The sequence below is a fragment of the Armatimonadota bacterium genome, from assembly GCA_036504095.1.
In the GTDB taxonomy this organism is placed as follows: domain Bacteria; phylum Armatimonadota; class DTGP01; order JAKQQT01; family JAKQQT01; genus DASXUL01.
In genome coordinates this window covers 174,314-193,104 of record DASXVS010000026.1, presented here as the reverse complement: position 1 = coordinate 193,104, position 18,791 = coordinate 174,314, and the positions used below count along the sequence as shown (strand labels likewise).

Annotated in this window: 15 protein-coding genes and 2 tRNA genes; 8 read left to right on the top strand and 9 right to left on the bottom strand. The window is 62.7% G+C overall.

Translation table 11 applies throughout. The features are described from left to right. Positions 1-151: 151 nt before the first annotated feature. Positions 152-226: transfer RNA gene (locus VGM51_05990), tRNA-Lys, on the bottom strand. Between the two features lie 464 nt (positions 227-690). Here VGM51_05990 and VGM51_05985 point away from each other — a divergent pair. From VGM51_05985 to VGM51_05970, 4 genes are all read left to right on the top strand, one after another. Beyond that, on the top strand, positions 691-1,413 hold the full coding sequence (locus tag VGM51_05985) for an RDD family protein (protein ID HEY3412597.1): 723 nt from the start codon (positions 691-693) through the stop codon (positions 1,411-1,413). 145 nt (positions 1,414-1,558) lie between these two features. Next, positions 1,559-3,739 (top strand): alpha-glucan family phosphorylase, encoded by a 2,181-nt coding sequence (glgP, locus tag VGM51_05980; GenBank protein ID HEY3412596.1) that lies wholly within the window; start codon positions 1,559-1,561, stop codon positions 3,737-3,739. 168 nt (positions 3,740-3,907) lie between these two features. Next, positions 3,908-4,828, top strand: a complete 921-nt coding sequence (gene metF, locus VGM51_05975; protein ID HEY3412595.1) for a methylenetetrahydrofolate reductase [NAD(P)H] — start codon at positions 3,908-3,910, stop codon at positions 4,826-4,828. Between the two features lie 171 nt (positions 4,829-4,999). Then, positions 5,000-6,490, top strand: coding sequence for a calcium-binding protein (locus VGM51_05970; GenBank protein HEY3412594.1), 1,491 nt, complete (start codon positions 5,000-5,002; stop codon positions 6,488-6,490). Positions 6,491-6,580: 90 nt separating this feature from the next. Here the strand turns inward: VGM51_05970 and VGM51_05965 are convergent, their stop codons facing one another. Further along, positions 6,581-7,366: an ABC transporter ATP-binding protein gene (locus tag VGM51_05965; GenBank protein HEY3412593.1), complete on the bottom strand. Its 786-nt coding sequence runs from the start codon at positions 7,364-7,366 to the stop codon at positions 6,581-6,583. Next, entirely contained in the window at positions 7,363-7,929 is a 567-nt protein-coding gene (locus VGM51_05960) for a hypothetical protein (GenBank protein HEY3412592.1), read from the bottom strand. Before VGM51_05960 ends, VGM51_05965 begins: the two co-directional genes overlap by 4 nt. A gap of 91 nt (positions 7,930-8,020) precedes the next feature. Here VGM51_05960 and VGM51_05955 point away from each other — a divergent pair, with 91 nt between their 5' ends. The 4 genes from VGM51_05955 (at position 8,021) to VGM51_05940 (ending at position 13,131) form a co-directional block, all read left to right on the top strand. Beyond that, positions 8,021-8,869 carry a polysaccharide deacetylase family protein gene (locus tag VGM51_05955; protein ID HEY3412591.1) on the top strand — a complete coding sequence of 283 codons (849 nt, stop codon included), beginning with the start codon at positions 8,021-8,023 and terminating at the stop codon, positions 8,867-8,869. Positions 8,870-8,912: 43 nt separating this feature from the next. After that, positions 8,913-8,988 (top strand) — tRNA-Arg (locus VGM51_05950). A 1,077-nt stretch (positions 8,989-10,065) separates the two neighbouring features. Beyond that, positions 10,066-11,007 carry a diacylglycerol kinase family protein gene (locus VGM51_05945; protein ID HEY3412590.1) on the top strand — a complete coding sequence of 314 codons (942 nt, stop codon included), beginning with the start codon at positions 10,066-10,068 and terminating at the stop codon, positions 11,005-11,007. 204 nt (positions 11,008-11,211) lie between these two features. Further along, positions 11,212-13,131 (top strand): RICIN domain-containing protein, encoded by a 1,920-nt coding sequence (locus tag VGM51_05940; protein ID HEY3412589.1) that lies wholly within the window; start codon positions 11,212-11,214, stop codon positions 13,129-13,131. A 75-nt stretch (positions 13,132-13,206) separates the two neighbouring features. Here VGM51_05940 and VGM51_05935 read toward each other — a convergent pair whose 3' ends face one another. The 6 genes from VGM51_05935 to VGM51_05910 all read right to left on the bottom strand — a co-directional run bounded on the left by VGM51_05935 (position 13,207) and on the right by VGM51_05910 (position 18,769). After that, a complete protein-coding gene (locus tag VGM51_05935) occupies positions 13,207-14,289 on the bottom strand; it encodes an XdhC family protein (protein HEY3412588.1) in 1,083 nt (360 codons plus the stop codon). After that, entirely contained in the window at positions 14,252-14,869 is a 618-nt protein-coding gene (locus VGM51_05930) for a nucleotidyltransferase family protein (GenBank protein HEY3412587.1), read from the bottom strand. Before VGM51_05930 ends, VGM51_05935 begins: the two co-directional genes overlap by 38 nt. A 59-nt stretch (positions 14,870-14,928) precedes the next feature. Then, positions 14,929-15,264, bottom strand: coding sequence for a hypothetical protein (locus tag VGM51_05925; GenBank protein HEY3412586.1), 336 nt, complete (start codon positions 15,262-15,264; stop codon positions 14,929-14,931). After that, the gene (locus VGM51_05920; protein HEY3412585.1) at positions 15,264-17,444 is read right to left on the bottom strand and encodes a molybdopterin cofactor-binding domain-containing protein; all 2,181 of its coding nucleotides are present in this window, start codon (positions 17,442-17,444) and stop codon (positions 15,264-15,266) included. The genes VGM51_05925 and VGM51_05920 overlap by 1 nt, the downstream gene beginning before the upstream one ends. Before the next feature lies 1 nt (position 17,445). After that, the gene (locus VGM51_05915) at positions 17,446-17,922 is read right to left on the bottom strand and encodes a (2Fe-2S)-binding protein (GenBank protein ID HEY3412584.1); all 477 of its coding nucleotides are present in this window, start codon (positions 17,920-17,922) and stop codon (positions 17,446-17,448) included. Between the two features lie 229 nt (positions 17,923-18,151). After that, positions 18,152-18,769 carry a protein-methionine-sulfoxide reductase heme-binding subunit MsrQ gene (locus VGM51_05910; GenBank protein ID HEY3412583.1) on the bottom strand — a complete coding sequence of 206 codons (618 nt, stop codon included), beginning with the start codon at positions 18,767-18,769 and terminating at the stop codon, positions 18,152-18,154. Positions 18,770-18,791: the final 22 nt, after the last annotated feature.

The window sequence follows — 18,791 nt, the reverse complement described above, 5'->3', positions numbered from 1 at the left end:
TAACGCCAAGCTCATCCAGATGGGATTCTCGTCTCTCGCGGAGAGATACCACGCGCTTAAGTCTGAGTGAACCGCCCGGTGCGGACCCGCATGCCGGGTGGTGTGGGAGGCGGGGCCGGTAACGACCCCGCCTACCCGATCAAAAGAGCGCTGGTGAGCCGTGCTGGATTCGAACCAGCGACCCCCTCCTTAAAAGGGAGATGCTCTACCGCTGAGCTAACGGCCCGTACGCCACACCGAGGCGCCGTTTCCATTATAACACAGTGGCAAAACCCTGGTTCAATGCACGGGCCCACGTAGGACGCCGGCACGGGACTAGCGCGCGTCGGTCCCTAGATGGGCCAACGCCGAGTTGTCGCGCCGGTCTGTAAAAACCGTTGACCGGCATCTTAGTCTTGTCTCCCTCGGAACGGATCAGGCCCCTCGGGAGGAGAGTCTTCCCGCCAATGCCCCTCCAACTGGAACAATGGCCTGGTTGACAACCGATTCTCCGTGAGCGGGGTGGAAGACCTCCCACGACCAACCGGTTCTGTGTAGATGACGACCGACGATCCACCCTCGGTTCCAACTATTTTTCACCGGATGGCGCCCGGTTGCATTTCCTTGACAATTTCGGGGGCGTGCGGCATCGTGAAGGCAAGTGGTCCAGCGGTCGTTCATTGTCTTTCCCGTCTTAGAGTGAGGTCACATATGCCGCTTTCTTTCAACTGCCCGGTGTGCGATCACCATCTGGATGCCCCTGATGCCGCCGCCGGAAGATCCGGTGACTGCAAATTCTGCCACGCCCGCATCGTCGCCCCGGCCGAGCCTGGGCAGCCCGCCACACTGGAGTCGGCAGGGTTACAACCTTCACGTTTGGACCCACCCGAACGTAACCAGCCAGTTGATGCCGTCTCCACCGCTGCTCCGCCCCTCCCGATGATCGATACGTTGTATCCTCCCGGGGGCGAACCGTACGTTCCAACGGCGAAGCCGGACCAGCGCATCCCCAGGGCCATGATGTACGGTGACCTGGCGCGCAGGCTGCTCGCCTTTGTTGTGGACAACATCATCCTGGGAATCACGACGGATCTGTTTCTGATGTCCGTGGTCGCGCCGATCATCGGCCGGCCGGCATTCGCCGTGGTGCAAACGCGCAGGATAGTCTGGCCCACGTTTCTGTTTATCGAATGGTTCTACTACACCGCCATGGAGTCCTCCCAGTTTCAGGCGACGTTAGGGAAAATGCTCTTTGGCCTGAAGGTGGCCGACACGTGGGGTGAACAAATGACGTTTGGGAGGGCTGGCGCGCGTTCCGCCGCCAAATGGCTGTCCCAGTGGACATTCATGATCGGCTATCTGATGGCGATGTTTAACAACAAGAGTCAGACGCTTCACGACGTCATCGCCGGCACCGTCGTGATCGAGAGCTGATCGCTCGATTTGCGGCGGCTCAGTGGAAATGTAAGGTAGCTGCAAGGCAAACTCACATGGAAGAGCCGCAACGTACCGTTCGGCTTTAGCGAGCACCCTTCCATTCAGTCGCCGACCCTTTTCCCGGACATGGAGATTGCAGGAGATGAACGAGAATACGTATTCAGACGGAGGTTCAGTTCTGAGACAGATCCCTTCCGCCGCCCCGTTGGGATTCGAAGCGCACGCCCTCATCGCGAATCTTGGCCGCCTCGCGTCCAACCTCTATTGGACATGGCACCCCGAGGTCCAGGACCTGTTCCGCCGCATCGACCCGAAGCTGTGGGCCGAACAGGCCGGGCCGACCCGGATACTCAAGGAAGCGAAGGGCCTTGCGGCCCTGTCCGGTGACGCGGCCTTCGTCGCCGATGTCCGGCGCGCAACTACGCAGTTCGACGCCTACATGGCGTCCTATGACGATGCCTGGTACTCGAAGCAGGGCGTGAAAGTGAAGGGCGGTCCGATCGCCTATTTCTGCGCGGAATACGGGTTCCACGAGTCGCTGAACCTGTATGCCGGCGGCCTGGGGATCCTCGCGGGCGACCACTGCAAAGAGGCATCGGATATCGGACTGCCTTTCGTCGCGATCGGCATCTTCTATCGGAGCGGGTTCTTCCATCAGATGGTTGACTGGGAGGGACGACAGGAGCACCTCTATCCCGCGCTGCAGCCGGAGAAGGTGTCGGTCACGCGCGTCCTGAAGCCGGGCACGCTGGATGCACTCAACGTCACCGTGGAAATGCCCGGGCGGGTGGTGACAGCCGCGGTATGGCTGGCGTCGGTTGGCCGCATCCCGCTGCTGATGCTGGATACGGACCTGCCCGAGAACTCTATCGAGGACCGCCCGATCACGAGCCAGCTTTACAACAACACGCGGGAGATGCGGCTGTATCAGGAGACCATCCTGGGCGTCGGTGGCGTCCGGGCGCTGCGGGCACTGGGAATCGCACCATCGGTCTGGCACCTCAATGAGGGCCATTCCGCGTTCCTACTGCTGGAGCGCCTGCGCGAGCAACTGTCCGGCGGCAAGAGCGTGGAGGACGCCCGCCAGACAGTGAAAGCGGATTCAATCATCACGATCCACACACCGGTACCGGAGGGCAACGAGCGCTTCAGCGCGGAACTGGCAAGATCGCTGGTTGCGCCTATCCTCGCGGGCACAGCGATGTCCGCAAGCGCGATCCTGAATCTCGGCCTCGGCGCGGACGCGGACCCCAACGTTTTCGATATGACTGCTTTCGCCTTGCGCCACTCCCGCGCGGCCAACGGGGTGAGCCTTCTGCACGGTCATACCGCCGACGGCACCTGGCGCGAGATCGCCGGCTACCCGGTTGGAGCCGTGACGAACGGCATCCACATGCCCTCCTGGATCGGCCCCGAGATGAAGGCGGTGTTCGCCAAATGCGGTGGAAGATTCAACACGGAGACGGCGGTGGACGTAAAGCCGGTAGCCAATAACCGGCCCGCGTGGGAAGGCATCCTGAACGCGGATGACAAGGAACTCTGGTCGGCGCACCTCGCGCAAAAACGGTCGCTCATCGGGTTCGCGAAGCAGCGCCTCCTGACACAGCACGCGCGGCACGGCGAAGGGCCGGCGGATCTCCGCGAACTCATCGACGCGCTCGATCCGGACGCCTTCCTCATCGGCTTCGCGCGCCGGTTCGCCACCTACAAGCGCGCGTCGCTCATCTTCAACGACGAAGACCGGTTGGATGCTATCCTCAACGCGCCCGGTCGGCGCGTTCAGATTCTGTTTTCCGGCAAGTCCCACCCGGGCGACCGCGGCGGTCAGAGCCTCATCTCGGACGTGTACCAGAAGTCCCAGGAAGCGCGGTTCAAGGGTAAGGTCTTCCTGCTGGAGGATTACGACATCGAGGTCGGCCGCAACCTGGTCCAGGGCGTGGACATGTGGCTGAACAACCCGCGGCGCCCGCTGGAAGCGTCCGGTACGAGCGGAATGAAGGCGGCCGCAAACGGCGTGCCCAATGTGTCCATCCTTGACGGCTGGTGGGACGAAGCATACGAAGGCCCGGAGAACCGGAACGGCTGGGCCATCGGTGGTCGCGAGGTTGTGGAGAGCTCCGATGAGCAGGACAAGCGCGACGCGAACGAGGTATACCGCATCCTGGAGCAGGAAGTTATTCCGGCCTACTTCGACCGGGACGCCAGCGGTCTTCCCACCAAATGGCTGCCGGTGATGAAGCGAGCAATCTCCACCAGTGTGGTCGCGTTCTCTACAAAGCGTATGCTGGAGGACTACCTCACGCAGATGCTGGTGAAGGGCTGAGAGCGCCCTGCCATTGAAATGGCGGGCTCCTGTGGCGAAACCCGCCTGCGCGGGTTGGCCGGCAGTCGGCGAAGGCCGAATTCGCGGGAGGAGCCCGCCAGTTCATTGGCGGGGCGTCTGCTATAGTATCGGTAACGGGGCGCAGAACGCGCCCCGATACCAATTACCATGCATATCAACGACATATTCGCACATCAGCGCCTGACGCTCAGTTTCGAGTTCTTCCCGCCGAAGGACGATGAAGCGGCGGACCATCTCTATCGCACCATTGCGGAATTGGAGCCGCTGCACCCCAGTTTCGTCTCCGTAACATACGGAGCCGGCGGCTCGACGCGGGAGCGCACGCACGAACTCGTGGTGCGTCTGAAGGATCAGACGTCGCTCGACCCGATACCGCACCTTACCTGCGTGAACCACGATGAGACGCAGATTCGGAGCATCCTGGAGCGATACGCAAAGCACGCTATCTCCAACATCATGGCGCTTGCCGGTGATCCGCCCAAGGGCACCGAGGATCCGCTCCTCGCTCGCGCGTCGTTCCCGCACGCCTCGGACCTGGTTCGGTTCATCAAACGCTTCAACGACGAGGGCATCCACCCGGATCCCCGCGGGTTCGGCATCGGGGTGGCGGGATTCGCGGAGGGGCACCCGGCAAGTCCAAACCGCCTGGTGGAGATGGACCGCCTCAAGGGCAAGGTAGACGAGGGCGCGGACTACATCGTCACGCAATTGTTCTTCGACAACCGGGATTTCTACGACTTTCGCGAGCGCTGCGAACTCGCGGGTATCACGGTGCCCATCATCGCGGGAATCATGCCGATTACCTCCAGCAAGGGATTGTATCGCATGGCGGAACTCGCGCTGGGCGCCCGATTCCCCGCCCGGCTGCTGAAAGCGCTCAGCCGGACCGATGGTGATGAAAAGTTCGTCCGCAAGGTGGGGGTCCAGTGGGCCGCAGAGCAGTGCCGTGACCTGCTGGACAACAACGCTCGCGGAATCCATCTGTACACGCTCAACCGATCAACCGCCACGCGCGAGATCTACGCCAGCCTCGGCGTAAAAGACTCCGTGCGCCTCACCGGTAACTAGATCTGAGACGCCGGCGCGGGTGATCGCCATTGGAGAACCCTCGCGGGTTGCTCACACCTCATCCTCCAGAATGGTCCGTCGGTGGCCGGATTCCACACTGTGGTGATATCATCGGCATGGATTCCACCCGCGCCGAGCGCGTTGTTTCGCTATCGTTGACCCGGAGGTTCGATGATGCGCGTTTCATTCCTTGCTTTCACCGCGATTCTCGCGGTCGTCACGGCTGCCCACGCCGCAGCGGCTCAGTTCACCCCTGTCCGCGTTTCGGTCTCGCCGTCCTGTCTGAAGGGGATTGGCTCAGCCTTCGACGCATCGATCAGTGGCGATGGACGGTATGTTGCTTTCAGCTCCACCGCCTCGGACCTCGTTCCACAGGACACGAACGACAAGGCGGACATCTTCGTGCGCGATATGCTTACGGGCGCCGTAACGCGCGCATCCGTGTCCTCGTCAGGTGAACAGGCGAACCTGGATTCGTGCCACGCTAATATCAGCGCGAACGGGCGGGTCGTTGTATTCGGCTCGTGGGCCACGAACCTGGCCCCAGGTACCGGCGTTTGCCAATGGCAGATATTCAGGCACGACTTGCGAACCGGCAAAACCGATTGCGTTTCTGTCTCCACGGAAGGCAAGCCGGGCAATAACCGTTCACTGGAGGCCAGGGTGAGCGCGGATGGCCGCTATGTCGCGTTTGCCTCGGAAGCGTCGAATCTGGTACCCGATGACACGAACGCTACCTGGGACGTCTTCCGGCGCGACACCAGGACCGGCGTAACGGTCCGTGCGAATGTCTCGTCTACCGGCCGCCAGACAGACGGATTCGGAGGCGGATGGGGCTCCATTTCGATGAGCGCGGATGGCCGGTACATCGCTTTCTTTTCAGAAGCCACGGACCTCGTTCCCGGCGACACCAACAACGCACAGGACGTCTTTCTTCGAGACATGCAGGCCAACACCACGACCCTCATTTCGGTCTCCTCGCGCGGCGAACAGGCGAACAGGGGCGCGATGGATCCCTCCGTCAGCGCCGACGGCAGGTATGTCGCGTTCGATTCGCTCTCCACGAACCTCGTTCCGGGCGACACCAACAACCACGATGACGTGTTCGTACGCGACACCTGGACAAGGACGACGACGCGTGTTTCCCTCACTTCGTCCGGCGAACAGGGCAAGCGTGACTCGTTCTTCCCCTCCATCAGCGCGGACGGGCGGATCATAGCTTTCGAAACCCTCGCGCCAAACCTCGCGCTGAAGGCCGGGTATAACCTGACCGCTCTTGCCGTCAGCGACTGGCAGCGGGGCGTCACCTCCGGTGTCGCCATCCCGTCACTCGGCGCAGGCATGGCCCTCGATTCGTGCTTTCCTGTTATCAGTGCCGACGGGCGGTTCGTCGCATTCCAGACGTACTATGCTCTGAAACACGCGGGCGGCGCTGACAACCCCGTGAGCGTCTTCGTCCAAGGTCCACAGGATGCGGTCGCGCCGTTCACGACGGCCGACGTTGTAGCCATCCTGCGCCGGTTCGGCGGCCTCAGCGGGGCAGGCACAGAACGCTCCGTGCGAACCGATCTGGTATTGTCCGGTGTGTCGGCAGAGCGCCTAGATCTGGTCGTTGCCGTTCGCATCGCGCGCAAGGTGGCGGGATTGGAAGCTAATCCATGATCGTTGGCATTCAGCATTCAGCATCCGGCATCCAGCATTCAGGAATCCGTGAACCGGTACGCCTTGAATCCTGATCCCTAGCCCCCGGCTTCACGCCAGCCAGGAGAGCCCTTCGGTCTGTCCGGCCGCGCCGACGAGTTGCATGAACATCGCTTCCAGCGTGGCATCGCCGCCGGCGTGGGTCCGCTCCCGCAACTCCGCCATGTTCCCTTGGGCCACGAGTCGGCCCTTGTCGATAATGGCGACCTCGCTGCACAGCCGTTCCACGACCTCCAGAATGTGGCTGCTGAAGAACACCGTGGTGCCCTGTTCGGTGAGGCGATGGAGGGTGTCCTTGATGATGCGGCCGGAGACGGCGTCCACGCCTTCGAACGGTTCGTCCAGGAAGATGACCGGGGGGTTGTGGATAATGGCGGCGGCCAGGGCAGTCTTCTTTTTCATACCCTGGCTGTAATCCACGATCATCTTGTCGGCGTCGGCGTCCAGTTGAAGGAGGCGCAGCAATTCGTCGGCGCGCGCCGTGGCTTGCGCGCCAGGAAGGCCGTACATGCGGGCGGCAAACTCCAGGAACTCGATCCCGGTCAGCCGCTCATATAGGTTCAACTCTTCGGGGAGTACGCCGATGTTAGCTTTCGCTTTGAGCGGATCGGCGGAGATGTCAAAGCCGGCCACGAGGGCGTGCCCGGAGGTCGGGCGAAGGAGTCCGGTGAGCATCTTGATCGTGGTGCTCTTGCCGGCGCCGTTCGGACCCAGAAATCCGAAGAACTCGCCGCGGCGGACCGACATGTTGAGCCGGTCCACCACGGCGCGTCCTTCGTAGGCTTTCGAAAGGTCGAACGTTTCGATCGCGTTGGGGCTGCCGAATTGCGCCGTCACGGGTTCACTTGAATCCGCGTGTGGGATTTGGCGGGCAAGCCCTTGCCGAACGCGATCATGACGGCTTGTTGCTGCTGGTTTGCATCAGACACAAGCATCATCTCATCGCCTTTCTCGAACTGCCACGATGAGGGATTGCCCGAAGCCATCGTGGACCAGCCCTTCGGAACGAGTTTGCTCTTGTACCAGGCGCCTACGACACTTGCGGGCTTTGGGCTGCGGAAAACCATCATGCGCATCCTGGCTCCGTGTGCGTTCGGGATGAAGCCGACCGCGCCTCCGGCATAGCGCAGGGGGGCGGTCATCTGTTCATCGAACGTCAGTCCAGGAAAGATGGGGACGCCGGCCGGGAATTCCGCCTGGTAATTAGCTGTTGTGATGGCCGGTCCGGCGGATTTGCTCAGCTTGGCATAGAATAGCGCCCCCATAGCGATCGCCAGGATGACGGCGAGGCCGAAGCAGCCGAGGCAGCAGGTCAGCCAGTTGAAGCCTCGCCGTGGAGGAGGCGCGGCATAGGGAGCGTTCCCGTAGGACCCACCCGGTTGATTGAACGGTTGTTGCATGGTGTCTCCTTCGCGAGCAGGCGCAGAATGCGCGGGTGTGTGCAGACAGGCGCAGGCGCCTGACCCTTGGCCTTATGATATAATGGACGATATGCCCGCAACAACCCAACGGCAACCTGGTGGCGCGCGCAGACTCGTGCGAGGCGTTCTGGCCCTGTTTGTACTGGCAGTGGCATGCGGAGGAGTGACCCTCGCCGGTATGTACCGGCAAGGCCATTTCTTCCGGTACGCCAACCCCAGTCAGTGGATACTACGCTGGCAGGGCCGCTACGGTTTCGACGCCCGGCAGGGGATCTTGCGACAGGGCTCTGCCCGCTCCCGAGTGGTGGCACTGACGTTCGACGACGGTCCCCACGAGACGAGTCCGGAACTCCTGGACATTCTGAAGCGGTATGGCGCCCATGCAACCTTCTTTCTGGTCGGATCCAACGTTGTGCGCCACCCGGACTATGTGAAGCGCATGCTGGCCGAAGGGAACGATGTGGGCAACCACACGCGAACGCACTTACGGCTTCCGGGGCTTCGGGCCGACCAGATCCGCGCCGAACTCGAAAACGACACTATCGTCATAGAACGAGCGGCCACTTACCGCGTCCGGCTGTTCAGGCCCCCGGGAGGGCAATTCGACGATCGGGTGACGGGGGAAGCCGCCAGAGAGGGGATGTTGACCGTGCTGTGGTCGAACAATACCGGCGACTGGCAGGCGAAGGACTCGCGCTGGATCGTTAATCGCGTGCTGAGCGACGTTCGACCCGGCGACATTATCCTCTTGCATGAGGACTATCCGCAGACCCTGGCCGCGATGCCGGATATTCTGGAGGGGCTTCAGGCGCGCGGTTTTCGCGCGGTGACGGTCTCCGAGTTGATCCGGGAATCCGGAATTCACCTGCCGGCGCTTCGGGCTAGAGTTCCTCTTGCCGGGCATTCCGCGCTGAGGTGATGACTGAGTATGGTTGTTGTGTAGTATAATGGAAAGGTTGCGAGCCCCGGTAGCTCAGAGGATAGAGCAACTGCCTTCTAAGCAGTGGGTCGCAGGTTCGATTCCTGCCCGGGGCGCCAGAGAGCACTCTTGAGCACGAAATCCCACGGAAAAGGACGTTATTGCCAGGTGTCTTGGTAATATTCGCAGGCCCACGGCTCTAAAAGCTTAGGCAAGGCCAGAGACACAGAGCGAAAACCATCAATGCCACGTAACCACCCGGTTCAGAGTGGGGAATTCACGCTTGAGACGCAGTCCGTCTCGTTCGACAGGCACCTGGCGAGCGAAGGCAAGGCGGCGAGAAGCCGCGAGATTTACGCCGAGGCGCTGCGCGTGTCTGAGAAGGACCGCCACGAGGCGGGGAACAACTTTGCGTCGCGCGACCAGCGCGGAGGAGTGAGCGATGAGCGAATGGATTTACATGCTTTCGATGTTTGCCCTTTTTTGGTGCGGGCCAGTTCTCGCGGTGATCCTCTGTGTCAGCCCTTGGTTCTTGTTCCAACGTTGGCGGGAACGGGAGGAATGGCGTTACTTCCTGCGACGCCATCAATGGGTTGGTGTCTATGCCGGAGTGGCGGCGCTGGCCGGCGTTTCCCTTTTTGCAGTCGGCACACCGCCTTCCGTAGCGCGCGCAGACGAAGCCGTTCAGCATTTAACGTATCCACCCGGAACCGTTTGGGTAAACACGGATTCCGGAGTCTACTACTACCCCGGATCCCGACGATTCGGGCGATCAATTCGCGGCAAATTCATGTCCCGGACGGAAGCTGAAGCCGCGGGTTACGTTCGCTCAATCGAGAAACTCCGCCGCCAAGACGACACCCCTGACGAAGAAGGCCGATGGACCTACTTTCCGTGACGACACGAAAACTACCCGCTCACCCTGGACGCGAAAACCTTGAAACCCCCTCCGAGACAAGGCGCGAAAACTTATAGCAGCTACGGGGTTCTGATCACGCTTGGAGGGTGTGGGTCTGAATCGGACGCCTTCCAAGCAGTGGGTCGCAGGTTCGATTCCTGCCCGGGGCGCCAGAGAGTTAACCCAGCGTGGATTCAACCACTGCTGGGTTATCGACTGGCCGAGATCGCATGCTGTATACTCCACTCAAGATCAATTTGGTCCGGCGGCGGCGGGCTGTCCCGCTGGATGGGAATTCATGCGGAGGGCGCAGGCAGTGTGCATGGAAGACGACCCGGAGCGAACCAGGGTAGTCGTTGTTCTCAATCCGGTGTCCGGGCGCGGGTCCGGCGCAGCGAATCTGGCAAGGCTCAGGAAGAGCCTTGCCCGGGCCTGCGATGAGTCGCGGTTCAGCGTGGAGATGGTTGAGACGAGGGGGCCCGGCGATGGGGCGCGGTGCGCGCGGGACGCCGCGGAATCGGGCGCGTCCATCGTGGCTGCGGCGGGTGGCGACGGAACCATCAGCGAGGTGGTCAACGGCCTGGTCGGGACAGGGGCAACCCTCGCCGTTCTGCCGCTGGGAACCGGCAACGATTTTGCGCGCCACCTCGGACTCGGGACAGACCTGGAATTGGCTGTGCAGACCATCTTCCACGGCGCGCCGCAGGCGCTGGACCTTGGCCAAGTTCAGGGCCGGTGGTTCCACAATGTTGCCGGGTGCGGATTTGATGCCGCTGTGGCGGCGCGGGTGAACCGCGGATTCCGGTTTTTCCGCGGAAGGTCCGCCTACATCGTCGCTGTGCTTCAGTGTCTGCTCACCTATCGCGCCGTTCCCATGCGGATCACCGTGGACGGCGAGAGATTCGAGCGCCGTGCAATGCTCTGCTCCGTGGCGAACACGTCCACCTATGGTGGCGGGATGCGAATCGCGCCCGACGCGGTGATCGACGATGGCCTGTTCGACATCGTCCTCCTCGCCGATGTGGGCGCTATCGAATTCATTCGCGCATTCCCCAGCGTGTTCAAGGGCGCCCACACCACCCATCCGAAGGTCACGATGCTGCGCGGGCAGCACGTTCTCATCGAGACCGACGCGCCGGCGCCCGTCCTCGTAGACGGAGAGGTCGTGGGCACGACACCGGTCGAGTTTGTCATTTACCCGCACGTGCTGAACGTCCTGGTCCCGAGCATTCGGACCTGACCTCGTGCCGCGGTCCGCAGTCCCCGGGCATTCCTGAGGGCATCGTTGGCCGCGGAGGCTCCGGGCGGCTTGTTAGATACAGGCCCGTTGCTATACTGAAACCGTGATGGGCGGACCTTTCCCGCTGCACTTCGTCACGGATACCCGATTGAAGCCGGCTTCGATGCGAGCGGGCTGATTCGATACGAAATTGGGAGATCTGATTTGGGCAGACATACCAAGTTGCTGCTGCTCTGCGCCCTGATGGCGGCGAGCGTGCTCATCGGGAACGCGGCGATCGCCGGCCCGATAACGGGGCTCATTGGCGTGGGCACGTGGAATACTCAGGCGGAGTTCGCCAACGTCAAAGTTGTCAGTGGAACGCAGACTCTGTACCAGAGCGATTTCTCATCGGGGATGCCCGGCTGGACGACTTCCGGCGGAACATGGCAGATCCAGGACGGTTCCCTGCGCCAGACCGGGAGTAGCACGCCCGCTCTGGCAACCGTGGGAAGCACAGCGTGGACCAACTACACCCTCACACTCAAGGCGCGCAAGATCAGCGGCAGCGAGGGCTTCGTGGTTGTTTTCGGTTCGCCGGGAGGCGCCGTCAAATCCTGGTGGAACATCGGCGGGTGGGGGAATGCGTATCACGGGCTCGAAATGGCCGGTGTTTCAGCCCCCTGGGTCGCGGGCACAATCGAGACAGGGCGCTGGTATGACATTCGCGTCCAGCTCTCAGGCAGCGATATCCGATGCTACCTCGATGGCGTTCTGATTCACGACACAGCGCGCATGCTGGATCAGTCAGACCGGTCGGCCCGCATCCAGCAGATACTGGCGTCGTCCGGCAACAGCCTGCTTAATGGCGAGGAGGAACAGCGTCTTCGCGAAATGCTGGGGCGCTCCGTCTACTTTGGCGCCGCTGTCCGCGCAACCTTCGACGCGATGCCCAGCGGGCCAAGTTTCGCGGGGCTGAACGCGGTCGCCCAGGCGGTCATCATCCGAAAAGTCAACCGCAATCGCCTCACCTGGAACCTGGGGTGGGGGTATGACGGCATCGATCCCAACCGGCGTCAGGCCATCATCGATTCGATGGACACTGCTGTGACGCTGTACAACTCTCTCGGCCTCTTCGACAAGCAGGTAATCGCCAATAACAGCCCCGGCACGCCGACCGCCGACGCAAGCTACGATGGGAACATCCGCTTCGGCGGCTCCTACAATTCGCGGGTGGCGATTCATGAGTTGAGCCACTGCATGGGCGCCGGCACCATCGGCCGTTGGGGTGAACTGATGATTGGCGGGGCGTGGACGGGCCAATACGCCAATGCCCAGCTTTCCGCGTTGGAGGGTGGCCCCAGAGTCCTGAATGGCGATTCAATGCACTTCTGGCCTTATGGTCTGAACTACGACAACGAGGATAGCCCGGAAAACCGTCGCCGCAACGTCCTGATGGTCGCGGCCCTTCGCCGCGATATGGGTATTCATACTTTTCAGCAGACGGTCTACAGCACAGACGTGCCCAACGGCGTTTATCGCCTGTCTCCTCGCCATGCTCCGGGCACGGCGCTGGATGTGAAGAACGCCGACCCCAACAACGGCGCCCAGATCGATATCGCGACCCGCAGCTATTCTGGAGCCGATGAACAGAGGTTCTTTCTCGACCTGCAGACCGACGGGACTTACCGCATCCGCACCGCACTCGCCGGCAATCGCTGCGTCGAATTGCCCTCAGGAATAACCGACAACGGCACCAAACTTCGGTTGCAGGACAACAGCGGCGGCCCGGCGCAGCGCTGGTACCTGATCCCGATGGGGGACGGCTGGTACAAGATCGCGCCGAAAAACAACCTCAACAAGGCCATGGATGTTGAGGGCATTTCCACCGCCAGCGGCGCCCTCGTAGAGAGTTGGGATTACTGGGATGGCTTTGGCCAGCAGTGGTCTTTGAATCTGTTGTCCCCGGCGTTCAGCACGGTGGAGCTTTCACGGGCGCTGGCCATCGCCGGCGGCGCGTACAAAGCGACCAGCGCCGACCTCGCCCGCCTGAATGCCGCCACAGGTGCCGGCGCGGCGACCATCGACCTCTCGGACGCCATTGCAATCGCCCGCAAGCTGAGCGGCCTCGAAACGAACCCCTGAGCCAACCGACAGGGGACGTCGAGTGGTCGGGCGCCGCTAAGGGCTCTGCACGTCCCGGCGGGCGATCTGCCCCTTTCAGGCGCTGCGCCGAATGTCCAGGCCGCGGCGCACGGATACGATCTCGGCAACGATGCTGATCGCGATCTCATCAACGGTTTCGGCGCCGATGTCGATTCCAATCGGGGCGTGGATCCGCGCGATATCCGCCTCGTCAAATCCCCGTTCGCGGAGCCGGTCGAAGACCGTCGCCACTTTTCGCCGGCTTCCGATCATCCCGATGTACCGGGCGGGGGTCTGCAGGGCGTGGGCGACGACGTCCTCGTCCAGGAAATGCCCTCGCGTGATGGCGATCACGAAGGCGGCGGAATCGATAGGCAGCCCGCTGAACGCTTCATCCACCGACAGGCTCATCACGCCGTCGGCTCGCGGGAAACGTTGTGGATCGGCGAACTCGGCGCGATCGTCCACGACCGTAATGCGGAAACCGGCGAGCGCCGCGATGTGCGCGACCGGTACCGCGACGTGGCCGGCCCCGAAAATGTACAGGTCCGGACGGCGGGAGACCCGTTGAATGCATGCCCGTAACGGCTCGGTGAGGAGTCGGGGCTCCTCACCGAGCCCGTGCCGTTCCGCCTCCTGCCGCAGCGCCGCGTCCATCTCGGGATGGCCCGTCGATCCCACCAGTTCACCGTCCGGCAGCAGGGCTAGTCTGCAATAGGCACCGCTTTCGGGAAGGACGGTGATCATCGTGATGCCGGTTCCATCGGCCTCCGCGGCGGCAGCGGCCGAATTCACGTCTTCGTCGCGTCCGGGCTGGATCGGCTCAATGAGGACCGTGCATGCGCCGCCACAGATCATCCCCGCCTCGGCAGCCTCGTCCTGCGTCAGTTCGAACTCCAGGAGGCAGGGCTCGCCCGCCTGAATGACCTTCGCCGCCTGACGCCGTACTGCCGCCTCGAGCAGGCCGCCGCCGATCGTTCCCTTGATGGTGCTGTCTTCCCTGACCAGAACCCTGGATTGCCCCGCGCACGGCAAAGACCCGGCGAGCCGGACCGGCGCTGCAAGGGCCGCGCGCTGTCCGGCCAATTGAAGGGCCATGATTTCGCCGAAGACCCCTCGATCACCGCTCGGCGTGCCACTGTCGTAACTCGTGCTCATAATCCTCCCGTGTATCTATATCGCGAACATAGGCGTCGAAATCACAGGGTACCTCGATGATGTCATCCCGGTGGGCTTCCATCAGGTCGCGGAGAGTCAGCCCGTCCGCCAGATCCAGGATACGCCGGCGATACGCGCCGATAAAAACGACCGGATGGCCGCGTTTACCGCCGACCACGGGAATCGTGACCGGGCTCCCGCTCGCGGCGTGTTCCCGTATGAGGCGCGATATATCCTCCCCGCGAATCCGCGGCTGGTCGCCGAGTACGACGAGGAAACGCCCAAGCACCGCCGGCAGCGCCTCCAAGCCGGCGCGAATGGAGGACAGCATCCCGTCGTCCGGGCTGGCATTGCAGACGACCTTGACCGGTTCGCCGGCGAGCGCCAGTCGTATCCCCTCGATCTCCGCACCGGCGACGACGACGATCGGAGCGACGCCGGCCGAGGCCAGGGCACGGACGACCGAGCCCACGACCGTCGATTCGCCGAACGGCATCAGCAGTTTCGGGCGCCCAAATCGCCGGGCAGCCCCGGCGGCGAGCACAACGGCTCCGCAGTCGCCGCCCGTGTCAGTTGTCATTCCAGAGCCTGGTTGGTTCAGTGAACCCGGAAGATGCGTTCATATGGCGCCCAGGCGGATCATTGTGGCGAAACCTGGCGGGTCACTTCGAGTTCCTCCACACGCAGTCGCCGAACCCGCAGGTCTCCAATGGTCAGCTCCCTGATGACACCGCGGCGCAAGGCCAGCCGTCCCACAGCGAGGGCGCCGATGGCCAGCGCGCCCAGCGACATGGCCCCGATTGCCAGCGCGCCGATGGCGATTGCGCCAACAGCGGCAGAGCCCGTCGCCGCGGAGCCCACGGCCGCGGAGCCCACGGCCGCGGAGCGCACCGCGGCCGACCGAACGGCCACGCGGCCGGTTTGTCCTACGGATCCGGCGCCGGGCGATTCAACATCAGGGCTTCTCTGCTCCATTACGCTGTCCCTTTCGCGGTACGCTTCTTGAGGGCATCCAGAATCCGCTGCGGCGTCATCGGCAGCTGATACAGCCGCACGCCGGTCGCGGAGAAGATGGCGTTGGCGACGACGGCCCCCATCGTGATGATCGCCGGCTCGCCGCCTCCCTGAGCGGGTGCGTTCTTGTCCTCGACAAACAGCGTCTCGATCTTCGGGAGCCATGAGAACCGGGGAATCTGATAGGTGTCGAAATTCCGGTCCAGTACGTCACCGCCCTTGAAGCGGACCTCCTCCGTCAGCGCGTACCCGAGCCCCATTGTGATGCAGCCCTCCATTTGAATCCGCGCCCCCTCGGGGTTGATCACCAGGCCCATGTCCTGCGCGCAGACCACCCGGTTGACCTTCACGTCGCCGGTCTTCGTGTCTACCGAAACCTCCGCCATCGACGCGACGACGGTCCCCGAATCGGTCCCCAGCGCTACGCCGTAGCCCTTTCCAGCAGGAGGCTTCCCCGCCGTCCACCCGAACTGCTTCGCGGCGGCGGTGAGGACGCCCTTCAGCTTCTCATCCTTCAGGTTCCGCATCCGGAACTCCACGGGGTCGATGCCGGCCTTCTCCGCCAAGATGTCGGTCTGGCACTCCCTCGCGAACGTATTCGTGTTGTTGCCCGGCGCACGCCAGGCTCCCGTGGCGAAGGGGTGGGTACCCGCGGAGGTTCCGAAGCCCGAGCCGACCGAGACGGTGGAGTAGTCGGGGATGTTGTAGAAGTGCTCCGCGCCTCGCGAACCGGCGTAGTATACGTGATAATCCCAGAAGGCGATGCCACCGGTTTCGGTCACGCCCGATCGAATCTTGACGATGGCTGCCGGGCGGAAGCTGTCATCATAGAATTCCTCCGATCGAGTCCACGCGACCTGGACCGGCTTCCCGGCCAGTTTCGCCAGGCGGGCCGCCTCGACGACCTGCAGGTTTCGGCCTTTGCCGCCGAAGCCGCCGCCGACGAACGGAGTGATGATGCGGACGTCGTTCGGCGGGCAGCCAAGCGCCCGCGCGACCTCGTCCCTGGCGGGGAAGGGCGCCTGGGTGGATGCCCAGACTGTCGTCTTCTTGCCATCCACCTGGGCAACCGCAGTGTGCGGCTCCATCGGCGCATGGGCGACGTAGCTGTTCAGGAAAGTGCTCTCGATCACCGTTTTCGCGTTTGCCTCGCCCTTCTTCAGGTCGCCTGCGCTGGATAACTGGTCGCCCGTACCGGCGACTTTCAGCAGGTGATCGAAGATGGTCACGTCATCCACGTCAAGTGGGGGAGTCGTGAACTCCACCTTGATCTTTGAGAGCGCCTGTTCAGCGGCGTCGGGATGCTCGTGGAGCACGGCTATAAAATCGCCGTCCCTTACGACTCGAGCGCCCTTGATCTCGCTTACACCGGACACGTCGACCGACTTGAGCGTCGCGTTGTGTGCGGGCGCCCGGAGGATCTTCGCGTACAGCATCCCTTCCGGCCGGATATCCCCGGCATATTTCGCCTTGCCGGTGACCTTCTCGAGGGCATCCCGCCTCGTCTTTGGTTTACCGATCTCCTTGAAGGACTCTGGTTTCTTCACGGCCGGGGCCGGCGTCATGTGCCTGACGATTTGTTTCCCTTTGGCCAGTTCGGCGTACGATACCTTTGATTCTTTCCTGGTTCGATCGAAGACGATGCCGTTTTCGACGTCCAACTGCTCTACCGGTATGCTCAGACGTTCCGAGGCCAGTTGGAGCAGAACGGCCCTGGCTTCCGCTCCCGCGGCTCTCAGGGGCGGCCCGAAGAAGCGTGTGGACATCGAGCCGTGGGTGCCGCCATCCCAGGGAGTCAGGTCAGTATCGCCCATGACCATATCGATGGAACCCGGCGACACATCCAGCTCGTCAGCCAGCATCTGGGTAAACGACGTGATGATGCCCTGCCCCATCTCGATTTTGCCGGTGAAACACGTCACCCTGCCGTCCTCGCCGATGCGGAGGAATGCATTGAAATCGGACGGCATCGCAGGGCGCCCGCCCGGGCGCTGCGCGAAGGCGTCTCCCGCCAGGAAATCGCCGCCCACGAACAGGATAAACACACCACCGCCAAGCGCCTTGAGAAACTCCCGCCGGGTGAACGGCATAGAGAGTCCGGCGTCAGCGAAGTACCTCTCCTCATACAGATCGCTTCCCATTTCAGGCTCCTCCCGGCATTTCCTTCGCGGCGGCCTGGATAGCTTCGATGATGCGCTTGTGGGCGCCGCAGCGGCACAGGTTTTGGTCCATTCCCGTAACGATGTCGGAATAGGAGGGCTTGGGATTCCCTTTGAGGAGGCCGTACGCGGTGAGGATCATCCCGGGGGTGCAGTACCCGCACTGCAACCCGTCGTGGTCCATAAACGCCTGCTGCAGGGGATGCAGTTTTCCGTTCTGTGCCAGGCCCTCAATAGTGGTTACAGTCTTGCCCTTCACTTGCGAAAGGGGGGTCACGCAGGACCGGAGGGGTTTGTCATCGACCAGGACGGTGCAGCCTCCGCATATGCCCTCGCCGCATCCATATTTGGTGCCGGTGAGTCCGAGATCGGTGCGGAGAACCCACAGAAGCATGCGGTCGGGGTCGGCCGTAAGTGTGACAGCCTTACCGTTGAGCGTGAATCGGATATCCTCTTCCATTGCTCGCTCCCGTCTTCCCCGCAAGAGCGCCAGTGCCCGCCGGTCCGGCATCAGGAGTGTAATGCCGTTGCGCGGCGGACGCATCTTCGAGTTGAAACGGGGCGGGGCGAACCGTTCCAACCGTACCATATAGCAGGCCCGGCTTGCCGAGGCAAATCACCGGACCAGCGCGGCCCCCGTTGGTCTTGCTGCTGGGCCCGTTCGCTTCAGCCCGATGACCACGAGGGTGTCATGTTCGGCTCGGATGCAACTGTGCGCGCTCACGCCGGCGTGTTCGCCCCTGAATGAGGGACACCAGGCGGTAACCCAACAGCGCTGCCATCACGACCCCGAACGCGACCGGCAGACGATGGTCGGATTTGACGAGCATGTAGAAATGCACGACGCCCGCGATCGCAGTGAAGTAGACCAGCCGATGCAGCGCCTGCCAGCGCTTCGGTCCCAAACGCTTGATCATCGCGTTGGTGGATGTTGCGGCCAGAGGAACCATTGCCAGCAATCCTGCCGATCCGACTATCAGGTACGGGCGCTTGACCATTTCGGAAATGGTGCTCCGCAGACTCATCGCCCGGTCAAAGGCGAAGAATACCGTGAAGTGCGTGACGGCATAGGAGAAGGCGAAGAGCCCGAGTGGGCGTCGAAAGTGATAGAGCCAACTCAGGCGCGTGAGCTTTCGGGCCGGCGTCACCAGCAGCGTCAAGGCGACGAAGGTGAGCGTGAGAAACCCCGTCGTTCGTAGGGCGTAGTTGACCGGGTTCGCCCCTGCCCTGTGGTGATACGCGTCCCACGACAGGAGCGCCCCCGGAACCAGGCAGTTGACGAACAACACGAATCTGGCGAAACGCACGTCTTTCAAAGCGGCACAGTTC

Excerpts from the sequence above, each read along its gene's own strand:
- VGM51_05930 (HEY3412587.1), bottom strand. The coding sequence starts at position 14,869 with ATGACAACTGACACGGGCGGCGACTGCGGAGCCGTTGTGCTCGCCGCC.
- VGM51_05960 (HEY3412592.1), bottom strand. The coding sequence starts at position 7,929 with ATGCAACAACCGTTCAATCAACCGGGTGGGTCCTACGGGAACGCTCCC.
- VGM51_05970 (HEY3412594.1), top strand. The coding sequence starts at position 5,000 with ATGATGCGCGTTTCATTCCTTGCTTTCACCGCGATTCTCGCGGTCGTC.
- VGM51_05985 (HEY3412597.1), top strand. The coding sequence starts at position 691 with ATGCCGCTTTCTTTCAACTGCCCGGTGTGCGATCACCATCTGGATGCC.
- VGM51_05945 (HEY3412590.1), top strand. The coding sequence starts at position 10,066 with ATGCGGAGGGCGCAGGCAGTGTGCATGGAAGACGACCCGGAGCGAACC.
- VGM51_05925 (HEY3412586.1), bottom strand. The coding sequence starts at position 15,264 with ATGGAGCAGAGAAGCCCTGATGTTGAATCGCCCGGCGCCGGATCCGTA.
- VGM51_05915 (HEY3412584.1), bottom strand. The coding sequence starts at position 17,922 with ATGGAAGAGGATATCCGATTCACGCTCAACGGTAAGGCTGTCACACTT.
- VGM51_05955 (HEY3412591.1), top strand. The coding sequence starts at position 8,021 with ATGCCCGCAACAACCCAACGGCAACCTGGTGGCGCGCGCAGACTCGTG.
- VGM51_05935 (HEY3412588.1), bottom strand. The coding sequence starts at position 14,289 with ATGAGCACGAGTTACGACAGTGGCACGCCGAGCGGTGATCGAGGGGTC.
- VGM51_05920 (HEY3412585.1), bottom strand. The coding sequence starts at position 17,444 with ATGGGAAGCGATCTGTATGAGGAGAGGTACTTCGCTGACGCCGGACTC.
- glgP (HEY3412596.1), top strand. The coding sequence starts at position 1,559 with ATGAACGAGAATACGTATTCAGACGGAGGTTCAGTTCTGAGACAGATC.
- metF (HEY3412595.1), top strand. The coding sequence starts at position 3,908 with ATGCATATCAACGACATATTCGCACATCAGCGCCTGACGCTCAGTTTC.